Annotated in this window: 13 protein-coding genes and 1 pseudogene; 10 read left to right on the forward strand and 4 right to left on the reverse strand. The window is 62.3% G+C overall.

Annotated elements, in window-relative coordinates:
• Positions 1–22: 22 nt before the first annotated feature.
• Positions 23–1,228: a VCBS repeat-containing protein gene (locus JNK74_11660; protein ID MBL7646836.1), complete on the reverse strand. Its 1,206-nt coding sequence runs from the start codon at positions 1,226–1,228 to the stop codon at positions 23–25.
• Positions 1,229–1,679: 451 nt separating this feature from the next.
• Between JNK74_11660 and JNK74_11665 the strand changes: the two genes are divergently transcribed.
• A complete protein-coding gene (locus JNK74_11665) occupies positions 1,680–7,097 on the forward strand; it encodes a hypothetical protein (protein MBL7646837.1) in 5,418 nt (1,805 codons plus the stop codon).
• Positions 7,098–7,172: 75 nt separating this feature from the next.
• Here JNK74_11665 and JNK74_11670 read toward each other — a convergent pair whose 3' ends face one another.
• Entirely contained in the window at positions 7,173–7,391 is a 219-nt protein-coding gene (locus JNK74_11670) for a hypothetical protein (GenBank protein MBL7646838.1), read from the reverse strand.
• A gap of 424 nt (positions 7,392–7,815) precedes the next feature.
• On the opposite strand from JNK74_11670, the gene JNK74_11675 reads away from it, so the two are divergent.
• The 8 genes and pseudogenes from JNK74_11675 to JNK74_11710 all read left to right on the forward strand — a co-directional run bounded on the left by JNK74_11675 (position 7,816) and on the right by JNK74_11710 (position 15,640).
• Complete coding sequence (locus tag JNK74_11675; GenBank protein MBL7646839.1) at positions 7,816–9,939, forward strand: hypothetical protein; 2,124 nt, start codon at positions 7,816–7,818, stop codon at positions 9,937–9,939.
• Positions 9,940–9,989: 50 nt separating this feature from the next.
• Positions 9,990–10,817 (forward strand): DNRLRE domain-containing protein, encoded by an 828-nt coding sequence (locus JNK74_11680; protein ID MBL7646840.1) that lies wholly within the window; start codon positions 9,990–9,992, stop codon positions 10,815–10,817.
• A gap of 121 nt (positions 10,818–10,938) precedes the next feature.
• Entirely contained in the window at positions 10,939–11,391 is a 453-nt protein-coding gene (locus JNK74_11685) for a hypothetical protein (GenBank protein MBL7646841.1), read from the forward strand.
• Between the two features lie 50 nt (positions 11,392–11,441).
• Positions 11,442–12,488 (forward strand): TPM domain-containing protein, encoded by a 1,047-nt coding sequence (locus tag JNK74_11690; protein ID MBL7646842.1) that lies wholly within the window; start codon positions 11,442–11,444, stop codon positions 12,486–12,488.
• A 43-nt stretch (positions 12,489–12,531) separates the two neighbouring features.
• On the forward strand, positions 12,532–13,473 hold the full coding sequence (locus tag JNK74_11695; GenBank protein MBL7646843.1) for a TPM domain-containing protein: 942 nt from the start codon (positions 12,532–12,534) through the stop codon (positions 13,471–13,473).
• A gap of 10 nt (positions 13,474–13,483) precedes the next feature.
• Positions 13,484–14,158 carry a hypothetical protein gene (locus JNK74_11700; protein ID MBL7646844.1) on the forward strand — a complete coding sequence of 225 codons (675 nt, stop codon included), beginning with the start codon at positions 13,484–13,486 and terminating at the stop codon, positions 14,156–14,158.
• A gap of 360 nt (positions 14,159–14,518) precedes the next feature.
• Positions 14,519–14,827: pseudogene (locus JNK74_11705) on the forward strand (type II secretion system protein).
• Positions 14,828–15,145: 318 nt separating this feature from the next.
• Entirely contained in the window at positions 15,146–15,640 is a 495-nt protein-coding gene (locus JNK74_11710; GenBank protein MBL7646845.1) for a hypothetical protein, read from the forward strand.
• A gap of 108 nt (positions 15,641–15,748) precedes the next feature.
• On the opposite strand, the gene JNK74_11715 is transcribed toward JNK74_11710, so the two are convergent.
• Positions 15,749–17,443: a hypothetical protein gene (locus JNK74_11715; protein MBL7646846.1), complete on the reverse strand. Its 1,695-nt coding sequence runs from the start codon at positions 17,441–17,443 to the stop codon at positions 15,749–15,751.
• A gap of 313 nt (positions 17,444–17,756) precedes the next feature.
• Positions 17,757–19,913: a HAMP domain-containing protein gene (locus JNK74_11720; protein ID MBL7646847.1), complete on the reverse strand. Its 2,157-nt coding sequence runs from the start codon at positions 19,911–19,913 to the stop codon at positions 17,757–17,759.
• Positions 19,914–20,055: 142 nt separating this feature from the next.
• On the opposite strand from JNK74_11720, the gene cobA reads away from it, so the two are divergent.
• Entirely contained in the window at positions 20,056–21,567 is a 1,512-nt protein-coding gene (gene cobA / locus JNK74_11725) for a uroporphyrinogen-III C-methyltransferase (GenBank protein ID MBL7646848.1), read from the forward strand.
• Positions 21,568–21,599: the final 32 nt, after the last annotated feature.

Here is a 21,599-nt window from a genome sequence, read left to right on the forward strand (position 1 = left end):
GAGGATGGCACCCGGGGACACTTTACGGTTTTCCAACGTTCTCATAGTATTTTATGTTGTGCGTCGCCCGGCCGAAGGCCACAATGTCCGGCCAGCCGTCGCTGTTCATGTCGTGAGCGCGGGCATCTTCCGTGGCCATGCCGCCGTCGTCGATGATGTACTTCTCGGCGGTGACTTTGTTCTCCGCATCGATGTGGAGATCGTAGATATTCAATCCGGGTAATTCCTTCGGACCGGCCTTCTCGCGAAAGCCGACCAGAAGTTCGCTCTCCCCATCGTGGTCGAAGTCGTCAAACCATAGGGCGTGCCCGGCTTTGAGTTGATCATCGAGGAGAAATCGCTGAAACTCGCCATGCTCCGTGGCGGGGCTGTATACCACGGCCTGGTGACCATGCCACGGTTCAATGGTAGCCATGAGCTGAACTTGCGTACCCGAGGGACCGCTCGATTTCGAAATGACTGACTTGATTTCTCCCGCGCCTTCGACCGTATTGGATCCGGAAACTCTCGCGATCTGGTAGTCATGTTTCCCCAAGACAAGACGTGAGATTCCTTCCATCGAAACCATAAGCAGTATCTGTCCCGCGTGCTCGGTGCTGGGCCAAGGCCACAGGTTGTGAAGCACATGCAAATTGGTATTCAAGATTCGAGAGCGCCACGGCGTCTCGAGCGGCGAGTCTCCCGGATACAATACGCGCAAAGTCACCCCCACATCCATGAAATCCGGTCCCGCGGAATTCGTGCCTTTGAGCGGCGCAACGACCAACTCCTTCTTGCCATCCCCATCCAGATCCGCCCATTGAATCCGGTGCAAGGTCGGCTCTTCCTCCACCAGCGTCGTCACTTTCCACGGCTGCTTCACGTCTTCTCCGTGACTTAACAGAAACAGTGCGCCGCCCGAGGTCGTGTTGTTTGGCTGCCAGTCCGCGCCCAGGGCGAACTCCGGGATGCCATCGCCGTCCAAATCTTCCGCGGCGATGCATACATTCGAGTTGCGAATCGTGCCCGCGATGAGGTGCCGCTCCCAGGTGGGATTCTCGTACCACGCCACATCATCGGCACTTACCCCCACAATATCAGGCTTGCCGTCCTTGTTCACGTCCGCCACGGTGATGGCGAGCCCCGTGCCCGCCTCCGCGTTGATGACGTGCTCCTTGAACTCGGGAAACTCGGCCATGGCCTGTGCCGCAATAACCGACGCCAGAATGGAAATTGCCTTGGTGAACATGGTGCTGCTCCTTTGCCTGTCTGGAGTATACGACGCTCAGGGACAGCGGCGCCACGTGGTGGCACGGATGGAAGTGCAGGTTGTTCGTTGCCATCAGGGCGCATACCCCCCTGGCCCCCCGCAAGCGGGGGAAACCCTTCATGTCAAAGTGAACCTCTTGGTCCCCCCCGCTTGCGGGGGGGTAGGGGGGGTTGGAATCTGCATCGACTTTCATCTTCTACCGGTGACGCGACGTGACTCCCGTAGAGGATAAAAAACTTGGTTGCCACGCAACCAAACACCGCCGAGACGGCTGTGCCACATTCGCTGCGAAAGTGACGTTCCGGGTCAACGGCAAGTGCGAGAGGCATGTTGCATTTTCCCCTTCCCATGGTATGGTAGAGGGATGTTTCCGCGAAACTGCGGGATCACGCTATTACCGGGCACTCAGACCATCTTGGAAGTGACTATAATGCGATTCTCACTCTATTCCAGGCCGCTTGCCATTGCCGTTCTCGTTGTTCTTCTCGGCGCGGTGTCGGTTCCGGCCCAGCCGAAGCAGGCGACCAGCGAAAATGCCCTGAGTGGTTCCTACTTTGCCCACGACCTCTTTGAGATCAACGACGACTCCCAGCACCTCGGACGGGGCTTTCGCGTGTTTACGGCCAATGGCGTCATGAGCCGCCTTTCCACGTACCCGAGTTCCACGTCGCTGGACTTCGAAATTAAGACCGACGCCACCTTCCGCCTTTTCACCACATCTTTCAACAGCGGCTTCAATGGCACCGTAGGCCTCGGTGGCGATCTGGCCGTATTCACCTATGAGGCCGCTCCCAACGCCGACGCGCAGGTGCGCGATGGCTACGCCAGTCTCCAGATCTCCGTGAAGCAGTCCTCGGGTCTGGACGACGACGTATTTGAGAGCCATTACAGTTATCACGCGCTCCTTCGCACAAGCAACGACGCCTACCGAACGAGTTTCGGCGGGGCCACTGCGGATGGCTCTGGCCAGGTGCTCGTCGTCCGGGAATCCGAAACGGCGCGCATTTTTAACTACAACGTAACCTCCGACGGCCGGGTCGCCCTGATGGGGCAGGACAGCGGCAATGCGGCAATTGTCGACAGCGGAGCGCTGATCGTGAATACGGCCGACGTTGCCGCCGGGGACGACGGGGAGATCAACGGCGGCTACACCGGGCTGGCCCTCTATGTGCGCCGTTTCCCCGCCAACGACGGCGCCACCACCGATGATTTTCGCGGCACGTATCGCGTTCACCGGATCCGCGCCAATGGCAGCGCCACCCCCGCCTCCGACGTGGGCACCGTGATCGCCGGGGGCAACGGAATCTTTATTGGCGAACTCGGCGGGCAGGACTACGGCGGCCAGATCGACCTGAACGCCAGCGGCACCTTCACTTTGGTGGGCAGCAACGCATTCCAGGGCACCCTCGGCGCCGGAGGCGACCTTGCGGTCATCACCACCATCGGCGGATCCAATCCCTTTCTGGAAATCTGGGTGCGCACGGCCGGCGGCGCGGGCAACGCCCTCGACAGCGACGGCGACGGCCTGACCGATGATGAAGAAGGTGAACTCGATACCGATCCGGATGACGCCGACAGCGACAACGACGGTCTCCTCGACAATGCCGATGAACGTCCGAACACGGCGGACAACGTGGTGGATGCGACCCTCAGCCGCAACAATATCATCGTCGACGAGGGCGCGTCGGCCATTACCAATGTGACCCTCACGCTGGATTCTGATGACTTCCCCTTCTTCGAGTGGGAGGTTTCCTCCGCCGCGGACTGGATCAGCTTCGACCCGGATTCCGGGATTGGCGACGAGACCATCAGTCTCGAAATAGACATCCCCGCACTGGAGGCTTCCCCGACGCCCTACGAAGCCTTGATCAATATCGATGCCCTCGAAATGCGCGACGTGCCACCCCTGACCCTCTCGGTCACGGTCAACGCTACCCAGGTCGATCTCGCCCTCAATCCCGAAGCCCTCAACTTCACCGTGGAGGAAGGAGGCGCCAAGGCTTCGGGCACGGTTCGACTTTCCAGTCCCGATGCCAATGTCTTCGCCTGGACCGCCGCGACGGAGTACCCCTGGATCACCGTCACCCCCCGTCTCGGCGGCGCCGCCACCGACGTCACGATCGAAGTAAACCCCGAGTCTCTCCTCGCCGAAAACTCTCCCTATATCGGGACGGTCATTTTCCGCCCCGGCGGCGCCGGCCCCAAGCAGAAGGCGCTCACCGTCACGGCGAATGTTGTCCCAGAGCGCGATATCGACGTGCCCTTCTATGTCGCCGAGTCCAACGTCGCCCAGTCGCGCCCAGCCGCCGCCTTTGATGAAAGCACGAGCATCTGGACCATCGCCTGGGTGGAAGACCAGCAGATCCATGCCGCCCTCTTCGACGAGAACCTCGTTCCCCTTACCCAGCCCGCCCAAGTTTCCCTGACGGCCTTTGGCATAGCAACCAACCCCACCGTGGTTGCGGTTTCTGAAGAGGGCGAGTCCTGGGTCATCTGGGAGCAATACGCCACAGGAAGCACCTCGGCGCTTCTCCAGGCCAAGGCCTACAATCTGGATTCGCGGAGTCCCGGCAATGTCTTTGGCTTCTCCGCGAGCCCCGGCAGCAAGACCATGCCACAGGCGGTCTACAACATCGCCGCCAACGAAGTTGCCATCGCCTTTGGCCAGGAAGTGGAAAACGATGCCTTCGCCGGCCTGATCCGCGTGAACGCCGCCTCCCGGGGCGTCCTTTCCAGCGGATTCGCCGCGCCCAGCAACGATCCCCAGAGTGTTCCCGCCATCGCGTGGCTCGAAGACGTAAACGAATATCTCATCGCCTGGCGTGAGGACATCCCGGTCGACGACACGACGAGCACCCAGGTGCGCGCGGCACGACTCGCGGGGAATACGGGTGCGGTGCTCGGTGAGGTCATCGTGATTGACGAGGACGCACCCAGCGCTGCCAATATCGCCGTGGCAGCGTCCACCGGGCTGAATCGCTGGATCGTGGCATGGGCGGAAGAGCCGTCCACGCTGAATACCGTGGCGGTAGACGCCGCCGGCACGGCATCTTCCCCCGCCCCTTTCGACGGAGTACAGCAGTCCGAAACACCCGTCGCGCTGGGTTACAATGGCAACTCGAAACAGGCCATTCTTCTCTGGAGCCGCGATCCGGCCGCAGGCGATCCTGTGGCCGTGTATCGGACCGCCGCGGGCAACGGCCGGGCCCTGGGCGAAATCGTTCCCCTGCCCGATGGCCCAGCGACAGTCAACAGCGTTGCCGCCAGCGCCAATGCCGCCGCCAACGAGTTCCTCCTGATCTGGGAGGACCCCGAAACAATCCCGCGCCAGCTTCGCGCCCTCCGCGTCGCAGGCGGCTCGGATGATGTGGATGAAGACGGCCTTCCGAATGACTGGGAACTGGAGTATGGCCTTGATCCGGCCAGCGCCGAGGGCGATGACGGCCCGGCGGGTGATCCCGATCGCGATGGGCTCAACAATCTGGCCGAATTTACCCTCGGCACCGACCCCACCAATCCAGATTCGGATGGGGACGGCCTCTTCGATGGCCAGGAAGATCGCGACAGCGATGGGACCATCGGCGACGGCGAGACCAGCCCGCTGAATACGGATTCCGACGGCGATGGCGCCACCGACGACGTGGAATGGTTCCTCGGCAGCGACGGCTCCGACGAATCAAGTCATCCCGACTCAGGCATCTATCGTGTAAGCTATGGCGCCTGGACTCCCGGACAGACGGGCGAATTGTCCGTCTCGTTTTACATCGCCGAGGCGGGCGATTACGCCCTGACGGCAAACGCGGAAGGCGGCGCACCGGACGGATGGACCGTGACTTCCGAAGTCGATGGCGAAGCCCACGCCTATGCCGTCGGCGCACACACCATCGTCTATGCGATCACTCCGGCCGCGGAACTCACCCCCGCAACGGCCTATGCCCCGTTCGCATTCCGATTGAGCGGCGACGGCGTGAGCAGCGAAAGAACCAGCGTGCTCGTGGCCGATTTGCTCGAGACCCTGCGGGAGACAACATCGGTTTCGGCTGAAACGCTGGCCCAGACTTACGCCCCCGTGCTGCGACTCCACCGTGACGCCATCTTCAGCCCCATGCCCGTCGAGGTCTCACTGGGCACGGCCACGCTGGATCTGGGCAACACCATGACCCTCGTCGCCCAGCCCCGCGACTTCGATCTGGGCCAATCGACCCACCGCGAGGCTTTCATCGATCTTCCCGGAACGAACACGGAGGCCCTCTTCGACGCCTATCCGCCGGCGGAATCGCTACCCGAGCCCCGGCTCTATTACACCGTAACTACGCTGGGAGACCGGTCCTCCGAAGCAGGCGCGGATCCGGATCACATTTCCATCCAGTACTACCTGCACTTCTTCGCCGACGTGTGGGGCCTCGATCAGCAAGGCGGGCACCGTCACGAGGGGGACTGGGAAGTCTTCCAGATCCTGCTTGATGAGGATCAGGTCCCTTACCGCGCCGCCACGACTCAACAATGGCAGCTCGCGAACCTCGACGAGACCGTGCCCGGCGGTGAAGGACGCGACTGGGCGGATGTGGAAGTCACGGAGGGCGCACGCCCCGTACTCTATGTGGGCCAGGGCGGCAACTCCCTGTATTTCGAACCCGGCGCCACGCGCTACGAGGCCGGTAGCGAGCTCCACGACGGCATGGGCCACTGGCTCCTCCCCGAGGGCTTGGAAGGCACCGACTACGGCTTGCAAATACCCCTAAACCTTTCCCCCCTGGGTCGTCTCCACGAAGCCGATACGCCCCGATGGCTCCCCTTTGCGGGCGCATGGGGCCAGCCCAATTTCCCCATACCCGACACAGACGACGGCGATCCGGCCATCAACGATGGTCCCCTGGGTCCGGTATTCCTCGGTACCACCCTCGACCCGAACAGCGAAAATGGTGTTGCCCGAATCTGGTCCGACCCCTTCGCCTTTGCAAACCGTATGCCCGCGCTGCCCCAGGGACTCACCACCCAGGTGCGGGGTACCGTCCCCGAGCCCTTCTGGGGCAAGACCCTGCTGCTCCTCGATTCCCGTGGCCGGGTATACTCGGGCGAAATTGTGATGGGCAATGGCGCCTTCGATATTACCGTACCGCTCCAGCCCTTGCTGCTCGCTGTGGTGGACTATGACGATTACCTACGCCCAACGCTCCTCGCGGCATCACGATTTACCGCGGGCAGCCGACAGACGCCCCTCTTCCCCACCGTACCCGATATCACGTCCATCGGTGCGCTGGCACTGACGGATGGTGTACTCACCGGCGAGGCCAATTATCCATTCGTCGATTCCGATGGCGATGGCACGCCCAATGCCGACGACCTCGATATGGATGAAGATGGAATCGACAACGGGAATGATCTGGACGTCCTGGGCGACGGCTGGGATGATGGCTTCCAGGCTCAGGACCCCGATGAGGACGGCATACCAAGCTATCTTGATGGCGACGATGACGGCGATGGTACCGCCGACGCCGAGGATGCCGATCGCGACGGCAGCGGCACGCCTGATGTGGATGAGGCCGCGGATGTGGATGGCGACGGGTTTGTGGATGCGTTGGATCTGGATATAGACAACGACGGCTTCGACAATGCCACCGAGGAGGCGGCCGGGAGCGATCCGCGGCATTATCTCGATACGCCCACGAGCCAGGTGGGCGACTTGGATGAGGACGGCGAAGTGGATGCCGCCGACGGCCAGCAGTTGATCAACCTGGGCCTCGGTCGTAGCGCTTATACGCCCAGAGCCGACTACAACCTTAACGGTTACATCGACGCGGTCGACCTCCAGTCGCTCATCAACGAGATCCTGGCGGGCGGCAAGTAGCGAATACGCTCCATACAAAACGGGCGCCCGATCATCTTCGATCAGGCGCCCGTCATCTTCGGGGTTAACGAGACCTCAGGGTCCCACCACCTCGGGCTCGGGAAGCTTCTTCACCTCGCCCTTGGCCAGTATCTGCTCGGAACGGTCGTACAACACATACTTTGTGCTGCCCTCTTCCCGGGCATCATCCTCCACCACCCCCACCATCGAATCACGCCAGCCCTGCATATCCTCCATCTCCCAACGCGCCTGCTGCTTCTCCGTCAAGGTGTACCGGTAAATTTTTCGTGACATTTCAACGCTCCTAAGCTGGCAGGGCTGACCACCTCGAGGAGACGGACTCAGACCACTGCAAAAAAAAGATGCACAAGTTCCAATGAAACTCGGACTACAAGAGTTACTGCAATCTCAGCGGACGGCAGGTGTGACCTGCCCGTGAGACCTCGCAAACGCCCCGCATACGCGAACTTAGTGGTTGCCCATACCGCAGGGCGATTATAGCAGAGGGGGCTTTTTTTTACAATACCATGCCGCCGCAACCGAAAAAGTTCCCGGTCCGGAAGCACGAAACAGGCGACTTGCACAGCTTTGACCGGGACCATCAACCGGCGGTTTCCATCCAGGAAGGGCTCCGAAGGCGCCGATGGCGAATTGCCGCCGCCGCACCTCCCAAGGTACTATGGACACCCCCTCAAACCACCCTACCCCGGAGGCCCGGATGAACACCTTTCCGATGAATAACCAGACGCTGCGCGGACCCCGTCCCCTGCTCCTGGCCATCGCCGCCACCCTGCTCCTGGTCAACGTCGCGAGCGCTCAGCTCTATCGCCCCGAACGAGCCCGGCGTACGATCAAGGCGGGCCCGTACGAACTCGTCATCCAGAAGAACAGCCAGATTGATCTCCTGACCCCGGAGGGACAGCCCCTCCTGGACAATGCTTTTCCCTCGTTGATTCTGGAAGGCGGCGAAGAGGTACCCCTGAAAATCGACTACCGGAACACCAATCGCTACAGCGTTGACAATCCCATCGGCAAGGGCAACGGCTTTCACTATGCCTCCGCGGAATGCGAATGGCGCATCGCCACCTACCCCTCGGAAAACTTCCTGACCTTTGACCTTACCTACACAAATAACTCAAAGAAGCCGGTCGCCGTTGCTGGACTTTCCCCGCTCGGCGTCGGGAGAAAAGAAAAAGGCGGCATTTATCCAGGTGGAAAACTAAGCCAAGTGCTTATCCTGAAGGCCCCTTCCGCAGGCCAACCCTTCGTGCGGATCGGGCACGAGGCCGGGGAAAGTCGGGGACACATCGCCGCCTGGTCGCCCGCGTCTGGACGGACGCTTGTGGCGGGATTTCTGACCCATCGCTTGAGTCTGGGCAAGATTGAACTGGGCCATAGTGCGCCAATGGGCGATCTGTCTTTTGATGTATTTTTATCGGTTTGTGTCTTTTCGTCGCCGGTTGTCGTCGAACCTGGTGGGCGACTCAACGCGGAAACCCTCTTCTTTTCAATGGGCCAGGAAAACCCAACCCGCAGCCTCGAAACTTTCGTTCGCGCTTCCCAGGCCCTCGAGCCCTTTCCCAGCCGGGCTCAACTCCACGGATGGTTGCCAGTCTCGGCCATCGAGTCCAACGCCGCATCCCTGCTCGACCAGGTGACGGCGGCGCGACCGATGATCCCACTCGGCTGGACCAACCTTAACCTTGGAAGCCACTGGTCGGTCTCGCCGGGAAGTGCGGATGCGGACCCCAGTCGCTTTCCTCAAGGCCTTTCGGCGGTCACTATTGCGGCCCATGCCGCCGACTTGAGCGTTTCGCTTGGCATGGAGCAGCACATTACCGACACTTCAACAATAGAAACCACCCTAAACAAACTAAAAACAACTGGGGCGGACACTATAGCGCTTATTCCGACGCCCGGCATCGGGACCTTTGATATACCCGCTCCTCATCCGCTCACCGTCTTACAGACCATTCATGCATCAACTATGGATCTGCCAAAAGTCGTCTATACCCACCCTGTGGCACAGGGACCCTTCACCTTGAAAGATTGGGCCCTCGATTCGCGAAGTTACTACCTCCCCAGCGTGGGTAATCCCCTGCTGGCCCCTGGAAAGCGGGAACTCGCCCAGGACACCACCCAATTCAACGACACGCAGTTTATCGCCGCCTGCACCCTCGCTGCGATTCAAGGAAAGCCCCTGCGCCCCACGTTGCCCTGGACGCAACTGAGCCCCCTCCGGCAACGCGTTCTCGCGTGCCTCTTGCCTGCTCCGGCCCATGCCGGTCACCCGCTGGACCTTTTTCAGGAAGGCCCGCCGCAACGCTGGTCCCTTCCTCTACGCACGAAGGTCGGCGAGTGGGCGATTGCCGCCCTCTTCAACTGGGAGCCCGGCGCGGGGGTGGAGTTGAACACGCCCCTGACGGATCTCGGCCTCAACAACGACAACCTCTATACCGTCTACGACTTCTGGGCGGGCCAATATCTCGGCTTGATTGAGAAGACCCTTCGGGTCGAGGTTCCCCCGGAAAGCGTCCGGTTGCTGGGACTCCGTCGTTATGAACGGCGGCCTATGTTGGTGGCCAGCAGCCGCCACTACACCCAGGGCGCCTCCGATCATACGGCCCTCGACTGGGCGCACGAGACCCGCACCCTGACGGGCACCTTTGCTGCCGTGCCCGGACAGCCCTGCACCCTGTCCATCCTGGTCCCGGAGCCTTACACCGTGGGGCAGTGCTCATCCACGGCTGAAATCGTCGGACAGAAGCAAACCGATAGCGTGCTGGAGTTGACCATTCGCGCATTGGCCGGGGGCGAGGTACAATGGAAGGTAACTTTCTAAGCGCGGGTATTTCGCCCCACCGAAGGGCCCCAGTCCGTCACAGGGAATTCATGCACTTGCTTTTGTATTCGACTTCGAGCCTCCAGAAGCTCCCCTTTCGAGTGGCGGCGCTCCTGCTTCTGTTCACCTCAGCCGCGCCGGCGGAAACCTATCGATTCGAACAGGGGGCCGATGGCTATGCCGGCTTTCGGGACACGACCCTGTTCCAGGACTTGCCCACCAATGCGGGTGGGGGCATTGACGGTATCTTCTCCGGCACCATCCGCACCAGTTTCCTGCGCCGGGCCCTGATTTCGGCCGATCTATCCTCGATTCCCGCCGATGCGGTGGTCACGTCGGCGCGCCTGGAGATGGTGGTGGAGCGGAGCGGCGGCAACTTCGGGGACATCGTGTATGGCCTGCACCGCGTGCTGCGAAGCTGGGGCGAAGGCGAGGCGGTCATTCCGAACGACCCCGGCGGCCTGGGCGCAACGGCGGCGACCGGCGACGCCACTTGGAACGACGCCTTCCTCACCCAGGAATCATGGTCTACACCCGGTGGCGATTTTGAGGCCACGGCCAGCGCCACCGCCAACGCGGGACAGCAGGGCGCCACGGTGACCTGGGAAAGTCCCGGCCTCACCGCCGACGTCCAGGCCTGGGTCAACAACCCCGCGTCCAACTTCGGGTGGATTATCATTACGCCCGAAGAAGGCATTATTCAGCGCGTAAAGAAGTTCTTTTCCTCCGAGGCGCAGGTAAATCGGCCCGTACTGGTGGTGGAGACCGAGGGTCCACCCTCGACGGAAGAACCGATTCCGCTCCATCTCGTTCTGCTGCTTTTCTTCGTCCTGCGTCTTTGGTGGCGCCATTTCCGCTTTCTCACGTTCCTGACGTAGACCGAGCGTACACTCCGAGGGGCCGTGAATAAGTTGGGCCACCGCGCTGTAGTTGTCGTGCCGGTCCACTTCGGGATAAGCTGATTGAATGGAACGGACATCGGGAAGGGAGCCTCTGTACATGTCAATCACCGCGTTTATCTTCGTTCTCCTGCCATTGGGCGGTTGCTTCATCGTCTTTGGCGCGCTGATCATGCTGCTTGTATTGAACGCGCGCCGCCGCGCAAACGGGCGTTCGGTATCCGTTACGCCGCGTTCACGGAGGATAGAAAGTGCAGCGAATCTGCACGCGGCAACAAAAATGGGCAGCGACCATTCCGGGTATGACGGCTTCACGCCGCTGGGTGTGGGGATGCTCGCTACCCAGATGATGGAGCAACCATCGTCGGCCAGTGGATTAGTACCCCCTTCAACGGAGACTGGCCCGGTGAACAGTGATACTGGCGCGCCCCCTGATTTCGATATGGGGGGCGCTACTCCAGATTCTGGAAACGCCGGATTCGATAGTGGCGGGGGAGGTTTCAGCGACGGAGGGGGTTTCAGCGACGGAGGCGGCGCCACCGGCTCGTGGTAGTACGCGAACTTCGTTCATTTCGGCAGAACCGTACCTGGGAGTTGACTCGATTGAAAGCACAACTACTCAAACTGAGCGTGGTATGCACGCTGCTCAACGTCCTGTGGACGATACCTTCCGTTGCGCGGGCGACCACGTTCGACATCGTGCCTCCCGAAGTCGGCACCCATATTCGGGACCTGGCGGATCTCATTACGGCAGACGATGAAGCAGTAATCAACGAATGGTGCGCGGCGCTGCGGTTGGAGCATACGGTGCCCTTCGCGGTGGTGACTATCGAATCGATGGCCCGTTACGGTGCTGACGACATGCATATAGAGACGTTTGCGCGCTGCCTTTATGAGCAGTGGGGCAACGACCCCGCGTTCAATGCCTCGGACGACTGGCGACGCGGCGTGTTGCTTTTGATTTCCAAAGGCGACCGGAAGGCCCGAATCGAACTGGGGGGCACGTGGCCGCCGGATTACATCGCTCGCTGCGTTGGAATCATGAATGCCGTGATCGTGCCCCAATTCAAGCAGGGCAATTCTTCTCGGGGCGCCGTTGCGGGGGTTGAAGCCCTGGTAAGAATGGTGCGCGGAGAAATGCCCGCGGCGCCGACCGACGATTCCCAAGCCGCAGAGGCAACCGGGGCTGCCGCAACGGAGGAGTCGACAGACAATGCGACGCCGGTCCCCGCCAGCACCACGACCACGCCCCCTTCTCAGGCCACGCAGATTCACGTGCCCTCGAACACCCCCACGCCGATTCGCACGATTCCCTATCCAACTCAACAGGTCTACTACGAACGACCGACATCCCGTCAGCCAATAGCGTTCGGCTGCGCGATCTTCTTCGTGGTCATACTGATGATCGTGAAGGCAATCGGCGGTGGGATGGGCGGGTCCGGCTATCCGGGTGGCTCAGGATATTTTTCCAATCGCCACCATCATCATCACCATTTTCACGGCGGAGGCTATTTGGAATCTCGCCATACGGTTGGCCATTCGACCGGCGGACATCACCATGGTGGAGTCAGTTCCGGGGGACACCATCACGGCGGTGGATCCAGTGGTATCAGCCACGGCGGCGGCGGCGGAGCAACGGGATCCTGGTAACCCGGGGAACACACGAATTCCCTGAAGAAAGGAGAAGCACACAGTGAACCTGAAAATGCGGCGACCTTGGATTTGCCTGGCCACTTCCATTCTCTGGCTGATACCCGGCATGTCAATCGCACAGAATCTCACCATCGACCCGCCGGGAGAACGCGCCTTCGTGCAGGATCTCGCACGGATGGTGCAACCGGACGATGTGATGGCCATCCGCGCCATCGGCGAGAAGCTCCTCACGGAGCAGGCGATTCCGATCATCGTGGTGACGATCGACTCCATGGCCCAACATGGCGGCGCGGGGTGGCGCATCGAAACCTTTGCCCGGGTGCTCTTCGACCAGTGGGGCATCGGCTATGAGACCATCGAAGGCCAGCCCTGGAACCGGGGCGTGCTCCTCCTTGTGTCGAAAGACGACCGCAAGGCGCGCATTGAGCTTGGCAACGACTGGGCGGGCGCCTATGACCCGATTTGCCGGAAGATCATGGACAACCAGATCATCCCCAACTTCAAAAAGGGCAAGTATTCCGAAGGCATCCTCGCGGGCGTGCGGGAGCTCGACAAGATGTGCCGGAGCATTCCCGTACCCGCCGAGATCGCAGGCGGCGGGACGCCGGCGGGCAGCTCGGGAAACAGCGCGCAAGGGCCATCCTCCGCGCACGGCTCCAATCTTAGCCTGGTGAATCGAGACCTCAAACTGTCCCCCCCGGTGCGGCCCGACTGGTACTGGCCTGCCGTGGGTGTGACGGTGTTTCTCGCTATCTTCACCGCCGTCTCCATGATTCGCAGCGGCACCAGTGGCTGGGCCTGGGCCCTGTGGACCGTGGTCTTTGGCGTGCTGGGCGTCATTCTTTTCGTGCTGGGGAGTTCCTCGCGTCGCCACTACGGAAGTAGAGGGGGCGGACTCTTCGGTGGTGGCGGCGGCGGGTTCTCGGGTGGAAGTTTTGGCGGCGGATTCGGTGGTGGCGGCGGCGCAACGGGATCGTGGTAACAAGGAGCACATGATGGTCACTGCAAGTGAGTTTTTGACAAAAGAAGAGCTGGAAAATGTCGGCCAGGCCGTTGCCGCCGCCGAGAAGAAGACGTCCGTGGAAATTGTGCCGGTTATCGCCACGGTTTCGGGCCGCTACGACCGCGCGGAGGACCTGGCGGGCCTGTGGCTCGGCATCGTGCTCATGGTGGCGCTGTGGCTCGCCTGGCCCGTAAAGCCCGTCGAGCCCGGCGACTGGGGCGCCGCCTTCCCCCTCAACTACGCGGGCTGGCTCACCGCGCTCATCGGCGGTTTCATCCTGGGCGCATTCATCTGCGCACGCATTCCCGTCCTGCGCCGCCTCATGACCAGCCGCAAGGAGCTGGCCGCCGAGGTACAGCGGCGGGCCCGGGAGGTCTTCTTCGACCAGCGTATCCACCACACCGGCGGCGGCACGGGTGTGCTGATCTATGTTTCGCTCTTCGAGCGCACCGTGTGCATCCTGGCGGATGAAAACGCGACCAAGGCCTTGCCCGAAGGCGAAGTTGCGCGCCTTTGCGCCGCCCTCACGAAGCAACTGGGCAGCACCCCGGCGCGGGGACTCACGGAATGCATCGGAGCGCTCGGCGATAAACTCGCCGCCCCACTCCCCCGCGACGCTCAAGATCGCGATGAGCTGGCCAATGCCGTGGTGTTGATTGACTAAAGCGGTGATGGGCCTCGTGGGGCCAAGGGGTCGCATCGGTATTATGATAACGACTCCTCTCCCATGAGGCCCATCAGATTTACTCGGCAACCGTCACATTTGCGAGCCGGGGCACTTTGTATCATGTTGCGCCGATCAGGCCATTGCGCGTGGCGACGGCGTAAGCGCATTGGTTTCAATCAGTTGACGGACTTTCGCAGGCACCCTTGTATCTGGCCACCAAACTGGCACGTCCCCTGCTCTCTTCAGCAAGTCTACTCACGCCTGCCGTACACTCGGTGGCCATCCCTCAACAGCAAGAACCCATAAGGAATCAACCGACCGGAACGCCGGAGGCCTCCAGGAATCAGGAGACCTGAAATGAAAAGAACCAACAGAAGAGGCTTCACGCTGATCGAACTGCTCGTCGTGATTGCCATCATCGGCATCCTTGCCGCCATCCTCCTTCCGGCTCTGGCCCGAGCCCGCGAAGCCGCCCGCCGCGCAAGCTGCCAGAACAATCTGAAACAGTTTGGCGTGATCTTCAAGATGTACGCCAACGAGTCCAAAGGCGAGACGTATCCCGCCGGGGCGGATACCTACGACACCGTGCATATCGCAGCAGGCTTTCGCGGACAGGACCTTTATCCGAACTACTTGACCGACCTGAACATTAAAATCTGCCCATCGGCCTCGCGCGCCGCGCAGCCCTCCGGATATAAGACGGATATCAACGAGCAATTCCGGCAGATCACCGATTGTCAGGCGGCCGCGGGCTATGGTGGCGACTTCGAGAGCAAGCAGATTCAATGGGCTTTTCTCTCCAAATCCAACACCTACGCCTACGTGCCCCATGCAACACGGACGGTTTCCCAATTGCTGGACGTGCTCCACATCAACGGTGCATGGTTCTACTATGGCGTGTGGGCCGGTCGTCCAAATGAGACGGACCGCACGCTGATCAACAATGCGGCGCTCTATGATCGTTGCGCCCCGGCGGAGTGGCCCATGGTGCGTCACTTCACGTATCCGGGCCACCGCAACGCGGATATCAACATACCGAATCGCGGTGCGGGCGCTTCCCGCCCCACCCAGGGCTTCTCGGGAGAAGTGCGCTTCGACACCTACTTCCTGGATGACGACGGTTCCCCGTTGCCCAGCACCTATCTTCGTCTGCGCGAGGGGGTGGAGCGTTTCCTGATCACGGACGTAAACAATGCCGGCGCCAGTGCCCTGGCCCAGAGTGACATCACGGTGCTCTTCGACGCCTGGAGTACCGGTAGCCAGGGCGCCGTGCGCGTGGGCCGGATCAATCCGCCCAGCACCTTGAACTTCAACCACCTCCCCGGTGGCTCGAACGTGCTCTATCTCGATGGCCACGTGAGCTTCGTGAAGTACGGCGCAGAGTACCCGGTGAAGTGGCTTCAGCCCGAGAGCAATTACCCGAACGTGATGGGCACCCAGGCCCACAACATCCTGCCCTACGTCGTGGGTATCGGCTGACGGGACGGCGGCCGGAGCGGCGGGTAATCCCGCTCCGGCCGTCGGCTCAGACGGATCAGATCAGTCCGATCAGTCCGATCCGTCCGATCCGTCCGATGGCCTGCGCGCTCAGGGTTCGGTCACAAACTCCACAAACACCGCCTCACCCGGCGGCACGATCACGTCCAGCGCCGGATCGATCTCCACGGATTCGCCAAGGGTCCACCGCCGGGCCTTTACAAAAGGGAACTTCGGCTGCAACCGCACCCCGGCGACCTTTTCCGGCTCCACGATGGCGGGCTGGTCCTTGGTCTTGATCACCCCGTCGTTGTTTATCAACTCGATGACCCATCCCGCGCCATTGCGGTTAATCTGGTACTGGATGGCGTCCCCTTCGACGGCGATCGGGCTGTGCGCGGTCACGAGCCCCGCCAGGCGTTCGTTGGCAACGGCGGCGGACTTGCCCGTGTCGGGGTTGGTCCAGGGCTCCAGTATTTCCACCGTTCCGGTGCCCTGGAGCCTGGCCAGATCCGCGCCCAGGGCCGCCGCGTGGCGCGGATGCAGCAGCAGTGTACCGCCCGCGCGCACCGCGTCGTAGAGCGACTTCACGAAAAGCCCGTCGAACTCGTGGTCACCCGCGAGAAGGATGACCGGATAGTCTGCAAGCGCTTCCGCGTCGGCGGTGGACAGGAGCACATCGAAAAGTTCCCCGTAGGGTGTCGGGCGGAGGAAAGACGCCTCCGGGTTCGCCTTGTCTGTGGGGAAGTGCCAATGGTTGGAGCCGGGGAAGAGCTGGTGCTCCAGCAGGTCGCGAATCTCACCATCGCCCTCGGTTGGCTCGAGGATTCCCCAGGGCTTGCCCATGAAACCGTTGTAACCCGAGAATTCATCGAGCACAATAGCGATGGGCGTGAAGGGTGTGCCCCGATCGTGGGCGCGCATGAATGCAAAGGTCTCCCGTGCCCGCACACCGTGGCTTGTCAAACGCCAGCGCGGTTCGCCGGGCTCAAAGAAGATGGCGAGGCTGTTCTCCGGCGTCACCATGGCCGCGCCCGCGAACCAGCCATACAGCCACATCCGCGTGTAAAAGCTCAGCGAGTGGCCCGCGTCCAGGCCGCGCGCGTCTTTACCCTCCAGGCGCAGGGGACCCGCCATCGTTACGGCCCCAAACATCCAGGGGCTCACCTGGGCCGACCAGGGAATACCCGACTGGCGGGAGGCGCCCCGCGCAAACGCGAACTTGGACTGGGCAAAGGCGATGTTCTCGCCGACCTCCAGACCGATGAGCCGCGCGCCCCAGTCGGCCACGTAGGCTTCATAGTGCGAGTGGCCGGTAACGCTGATGTTGCGTCCGCGCATCGCCCGATTCCGCGTGAGGAAATAGTTCCGGATGATGTCGTGGGCCTCGCGCTTGCTCCCGGGCTTCGCATCGTAGCCGAAGAGGCCTTGAGGCTTCATGCGGTGTTTGTGCGCGTCGAAGTCCGCGCCGTAGAGGCCCCGCCAGTAGCCTTCGTTCATCGACAGGTTGTGGAAGTAGTAGCCCCACTCGCCCAACTGGATTCCCATGAATTCGCCGTGTGCGTCAAAGCGCTTAAATACGGCTTCATCCTCGTCCTTAAGCACGTTGAGCCCGTCTATCACCTGCATGTCCGGTGCGGCCGGATAGGCGATGACGGGCCAGCCCTGCGCGGCAATGTAGTCGAAGGCGTCCGCCGCGGCGGCATAGGCGGGCGGGCCCGGATCGAATCCGTTGCCGAGGCCCTCGGCCTTCATGACATCCACCAGCTCCTTCAGCCCGGCGAGGTCTGGGGGGCAACTGTACATGGTGAAAACGACGCCCTCCTGGCCCGGAAGCAAGACTGGCGTCCACCGGGGAGGCATTTCGGGGGTGGGGGGGCCTGCGAAGGTCGCGAAAGGGCATAGCAGAAGAAGGGCAAGGGGTACTGCAAGTCTGATCATGATACTTCCCGCGGCGGAGCGGCGGAGACTCCGCCCGTTGAATCAGGTGGTGGGTCGCGCGCGGTACGTCATGCGCGCCGGACCCCGTGGAAAGGTGAAACCGCGCCCACATCATCCGCTGTCGGGGGGAGGAATCGCAACCACAAAGTTCGCGACCCGCCGTCTCCCACCCCCGCCATCAGGCGGGAACGGGAAGCCAGAGCAGGATCCGCGCGCCGCCCCCCTCGGCACTCAGGAATTCGATACCGCCCCAGTGCTCTTCCAGGATGGCGTTGGCCAGCGGGAGCCCCAGACCGATCCCCATGGGTTTCGTGCTGAAGAGGGGCTCCAGAATCTGAGAGAGCACTTCCGTTGTAATCCCCGGACCGGTATCGGAAATGCTAATCTCGGCCCGCGCCTTCGAACGGCGGGTCTCCACGGTGATGGTTCCGCCATCGGTCTGAGTTTCCTCAATGGCCTGAACCGCGTTGAGCAGTACGCAATCCACGGCCTGGCGCATGCGCTCGCGATCCACAAGGATCACGAGTTCCGACCGCAACAGCGCGACCACCCGAACCGACGCAGGGAACTCGAACTTCTCCAGGAGGCTCCCCATCCAGGAATCAAGCGGTGTTGGTTGCAGCACGGGAGCCTGGCGATCGGAAAAGGTGAAGAGTTCATTCACAATGCGATCACATCGTTTGATGCTTCGGTCCGCCCGGCTCAGTACCCCCTCGATGCGCTCATCGGTCTTTCCCCGCAATGATGTCCGCAGCACGTACAACGAGGCGGCCACCGTGCCCAGCGGGCTCCGAATTTCCTGGGCGATCTTCTCGGTAAGCTGGCCCAGCGTGGAGAGCTTCTCCTGCCGCATCAATTCGGCCTGGGCCTCTTCCAACTCACGTGTACGCTCGTCGATGCGCTCCTCCAACTGGTCGCGGTAGTGCCGCAACTCCTGCTCCGCGCGGATCCGGTCCCGGACTTCGCGCGTGAGCGATGCGTTGGTCTCGCTAATCTCTCGGGAACGGGCCTCCACCGAGGCAATGAGCTTCTGTAACCGTTCCGCCATGATGGCGAAGTTCTCGGTAAGATCACAGATCTCCCCGCCATAGGGCCGCGGCAGAGGGGTGTCGAGGTGTCCCTGACCCATGGCTTCGGCGGCGGCGCTCAGGCGCTTGAGCGGTGTGGTGACGACGCGCGCCGCCAGAAGGGCGATGCCTATGGAAGCGACCACGGCGATGCCCAGGGCGGTGCGGCCGGAGGCGGCGATGGCGCTGACCGTGGACAGGGCTTCTGCCCGTTCCTGTCGCACGATGGTGATCAACCCCAGGCCGGTAACGGCTTCGGCGACGGCGCCGTCGAGGGCGCTCAGGGCGCCAAAATCGAAATTCTCGCGCGCGAGGCGGGCATGGGCGATGATAGCTTCGGAATCCACATTGACGCCCGAGGGGGCGGAAAGGCCGGTGCTGAGGATGTCACTGACCCCCGACTCCGACTCGCTGCTGACGCCCGGACCGCCGAAGATATCCCCGGCATCGTCGGTCAGGTAGGCATAACCCGTCGTACCGATCTTCACGCTCGAAATGACGCTCAGCACGTCGGTCACATTCAATGTGGAGCGTATTATACCGGTGGGCTCTTTCCCGCCGTTAAACACGGGCACGGCGATCAGCATGGCCGTGATGCCCGCGCTTTCATCGTAGCGGGGCGGCGACATGTAGACGTGGCCCTTGCCGTCGTTCCAGGCCGACTTCCACCAGTCTTCGTCCGCCTGGTAGTAGTCCGTAAGTCGGCCCGTGGCGGCGATGGTCGCGCCCCGGCGATCCGTCAGAAGCAATTCGGTGTGCTCGTCAAAGGATTTCAGGAAGCGGGCCAACTGAAAGGCGGCCAGATTGCTTTCCCGGTCGGGTGTGATCGTCTTCTGAATCAAAGGCGTCATACCGGGCGCCTCCACCCAGGCGCGATCAAGCGCATCGATCTCCGCCTGAATCGCTTCTTCCGTCCCGGTGTACGATTCGCTCTTCGCCATCGCCGGCACGATGATATCGTCCGAAGTGGCCAGCACCCGCAGGTCGCTGATCTTGTCCAGGAGGAAAAAGGCCGTCAGGTTGTTCAGGCTCTGCGCCTGCGCCTGAAGCTGGCGCCCGATCTGGCCCGTAAGCTCGTGCCGCGCCCGCCCCATGCTCACGATCGTCAAGAGCGTCAAGGTCACCGCCGCAAGCCCCACCATGGTCAACGCCAGGTAGACCGCAAACGACCAACGCCGGGGCCGCAGATAGGAGAACTCCGCCGGCGTGCTCCCGGCCGCTGCCTGATTTTCCGCCACAATCCTCGCTCCGATCATGTCAAGCTGCAATTCGCTTCCTTAAAAGTATACACGAATTGGCGACGAAGCATAGCTATTGCAGCGACACAATTTGACGCCTGTCGAATCCCCTCCCGCGCCTGCGCTATGATAGCGCCGCAAAAAGCTCAGCCTCCCTCGGAATTTCCCATCTATGGCAACTGGAATCGTGTATCTGGTCGGCGCCGGCCCCGGCGACCCCGGCCTCCTCACTTTGCGCGGCCTGCGCTCCCTTCAGGCCGCGGGCGTGGTGGTCTATGATGCCCTGGTCAACCCCGCACTGCTGCGGCACGCCCCCCGGGCTGAACACGTCTTTGTGGGGAAGCAGTCCGACCGCCACAGCCTGCCCCAGGAGGAAATTCAGCAACTGCTGATTGCGTATGCCCGGCGCGGCCTGACCGTCGTGCGGCTTAAAGGCGGCGACCCCTTTGTTTTCGGTCGCGGCGGCGAAGAGGCGCTGGCGCTTGCGGAAGCGGGCATTTCCTTTGAGATCGTTCCCGGTGTCACGGCGGGCATCGCGGCCCCGGCCTATGCGGGCATCCCGGTGACCCAGCGCGGCCTGGCCACCAGCGTCACCTTTATCACCGGTCACTTCGCCGGCGAAAGCAAGACGCTCGACATCGACTTTGAGCACTTGAGCCCCCAGGGCACCCTCGTGTTTTACATGGGCCTCGCGGCCTTGCCCGAGATCTGCACGGCGCTGGTCCAGCACGGCTGGCCGGACGACACCCCCTGCGCGGTCGTCGAATGGGCGACCTATGCGCGGCAACGCACCGTCTCCGGCACCCTCCTCGATCTGCCCGAGGCCGTAAACGCGGCGGGTATTGGCGCGCCATCCATCATTGTGGTCGGCCCGGTGGCCGCGTTGCGCGATCAACTCGCCTGGTTCGAAAACCGGCCCCTATTCGGCCTCCGCATCGCCGTTACGCACGCGGAGCAGCGCAAGGGCCCCCTCGAAGAGCGGCTCGCCTCGCTGGGCGCGGGCGTTTTCTCCTTTCCCACCCTCGAAGTGGAGCCGGAAAGGACACCGGGCGTCCTGCTCGACGCCGGGCGACACGACTGGATCGTACTAACCAGCGCCAACGCCGCCGACATGCTCTTCGCCAGCCTGGACCATGAGGGAAAGGACGCGCGCGCCCTGGCGGGGGTCCGCCTCTGCGCCGTGGGCGCGTCCACGATGGACGCGCTGGCCGCGCGCTATCTGAAGGCCGATATCGTGCCCGAAAACTACACAAGTGAAGCCATCGTTACCGCCATGATGCGGGCCGGCAATCTGAAGGGCGCGTCCGTGCTCGTTCCCCGGGCCGATGTAGGGCGCGCTTCCCTCGCACAGGCCCTCGCCGAGGCGGGTGCGGTGGTGGATGAGGCCGTCGCCTATCACACGCGATTGCCCGCGACATCCGGCGCGCTGAAAGAGGAACTCCTGGCCTACCAGCCCCACCTGCTCGTTTTCACCAACGCGGCGGCTGTGCGAAACCTCTGCGAAATTCTCACGCCCGGAGAGCTCGCGACCTTGCGCGAGAGCGCGTCCGCCGCATCCATCGGCCCCGTCACCAGCCGGGCTTTGGACGGCGCGGGATTCCGCATCGCGGTCGAGCCCACACGGCACGATGTGGCGCACCTGGTGGAGGCGATTTGCGATTGGTGGGCAGAGCAGAAGGATTGACCCGCTGCTCCCTGTACCACGCCGGTGAAAGA

It is taken from the genome of Candidatus Hydrogenedentota bacterium, from assembly GCA_016791475.1.
Taxonomy (GTDB): domain Bacteria; phylum Hydrogenedentota; class Hydrogenedentia; order Hydrogenedentales; family JAEUWI01; genus JAEUWI01.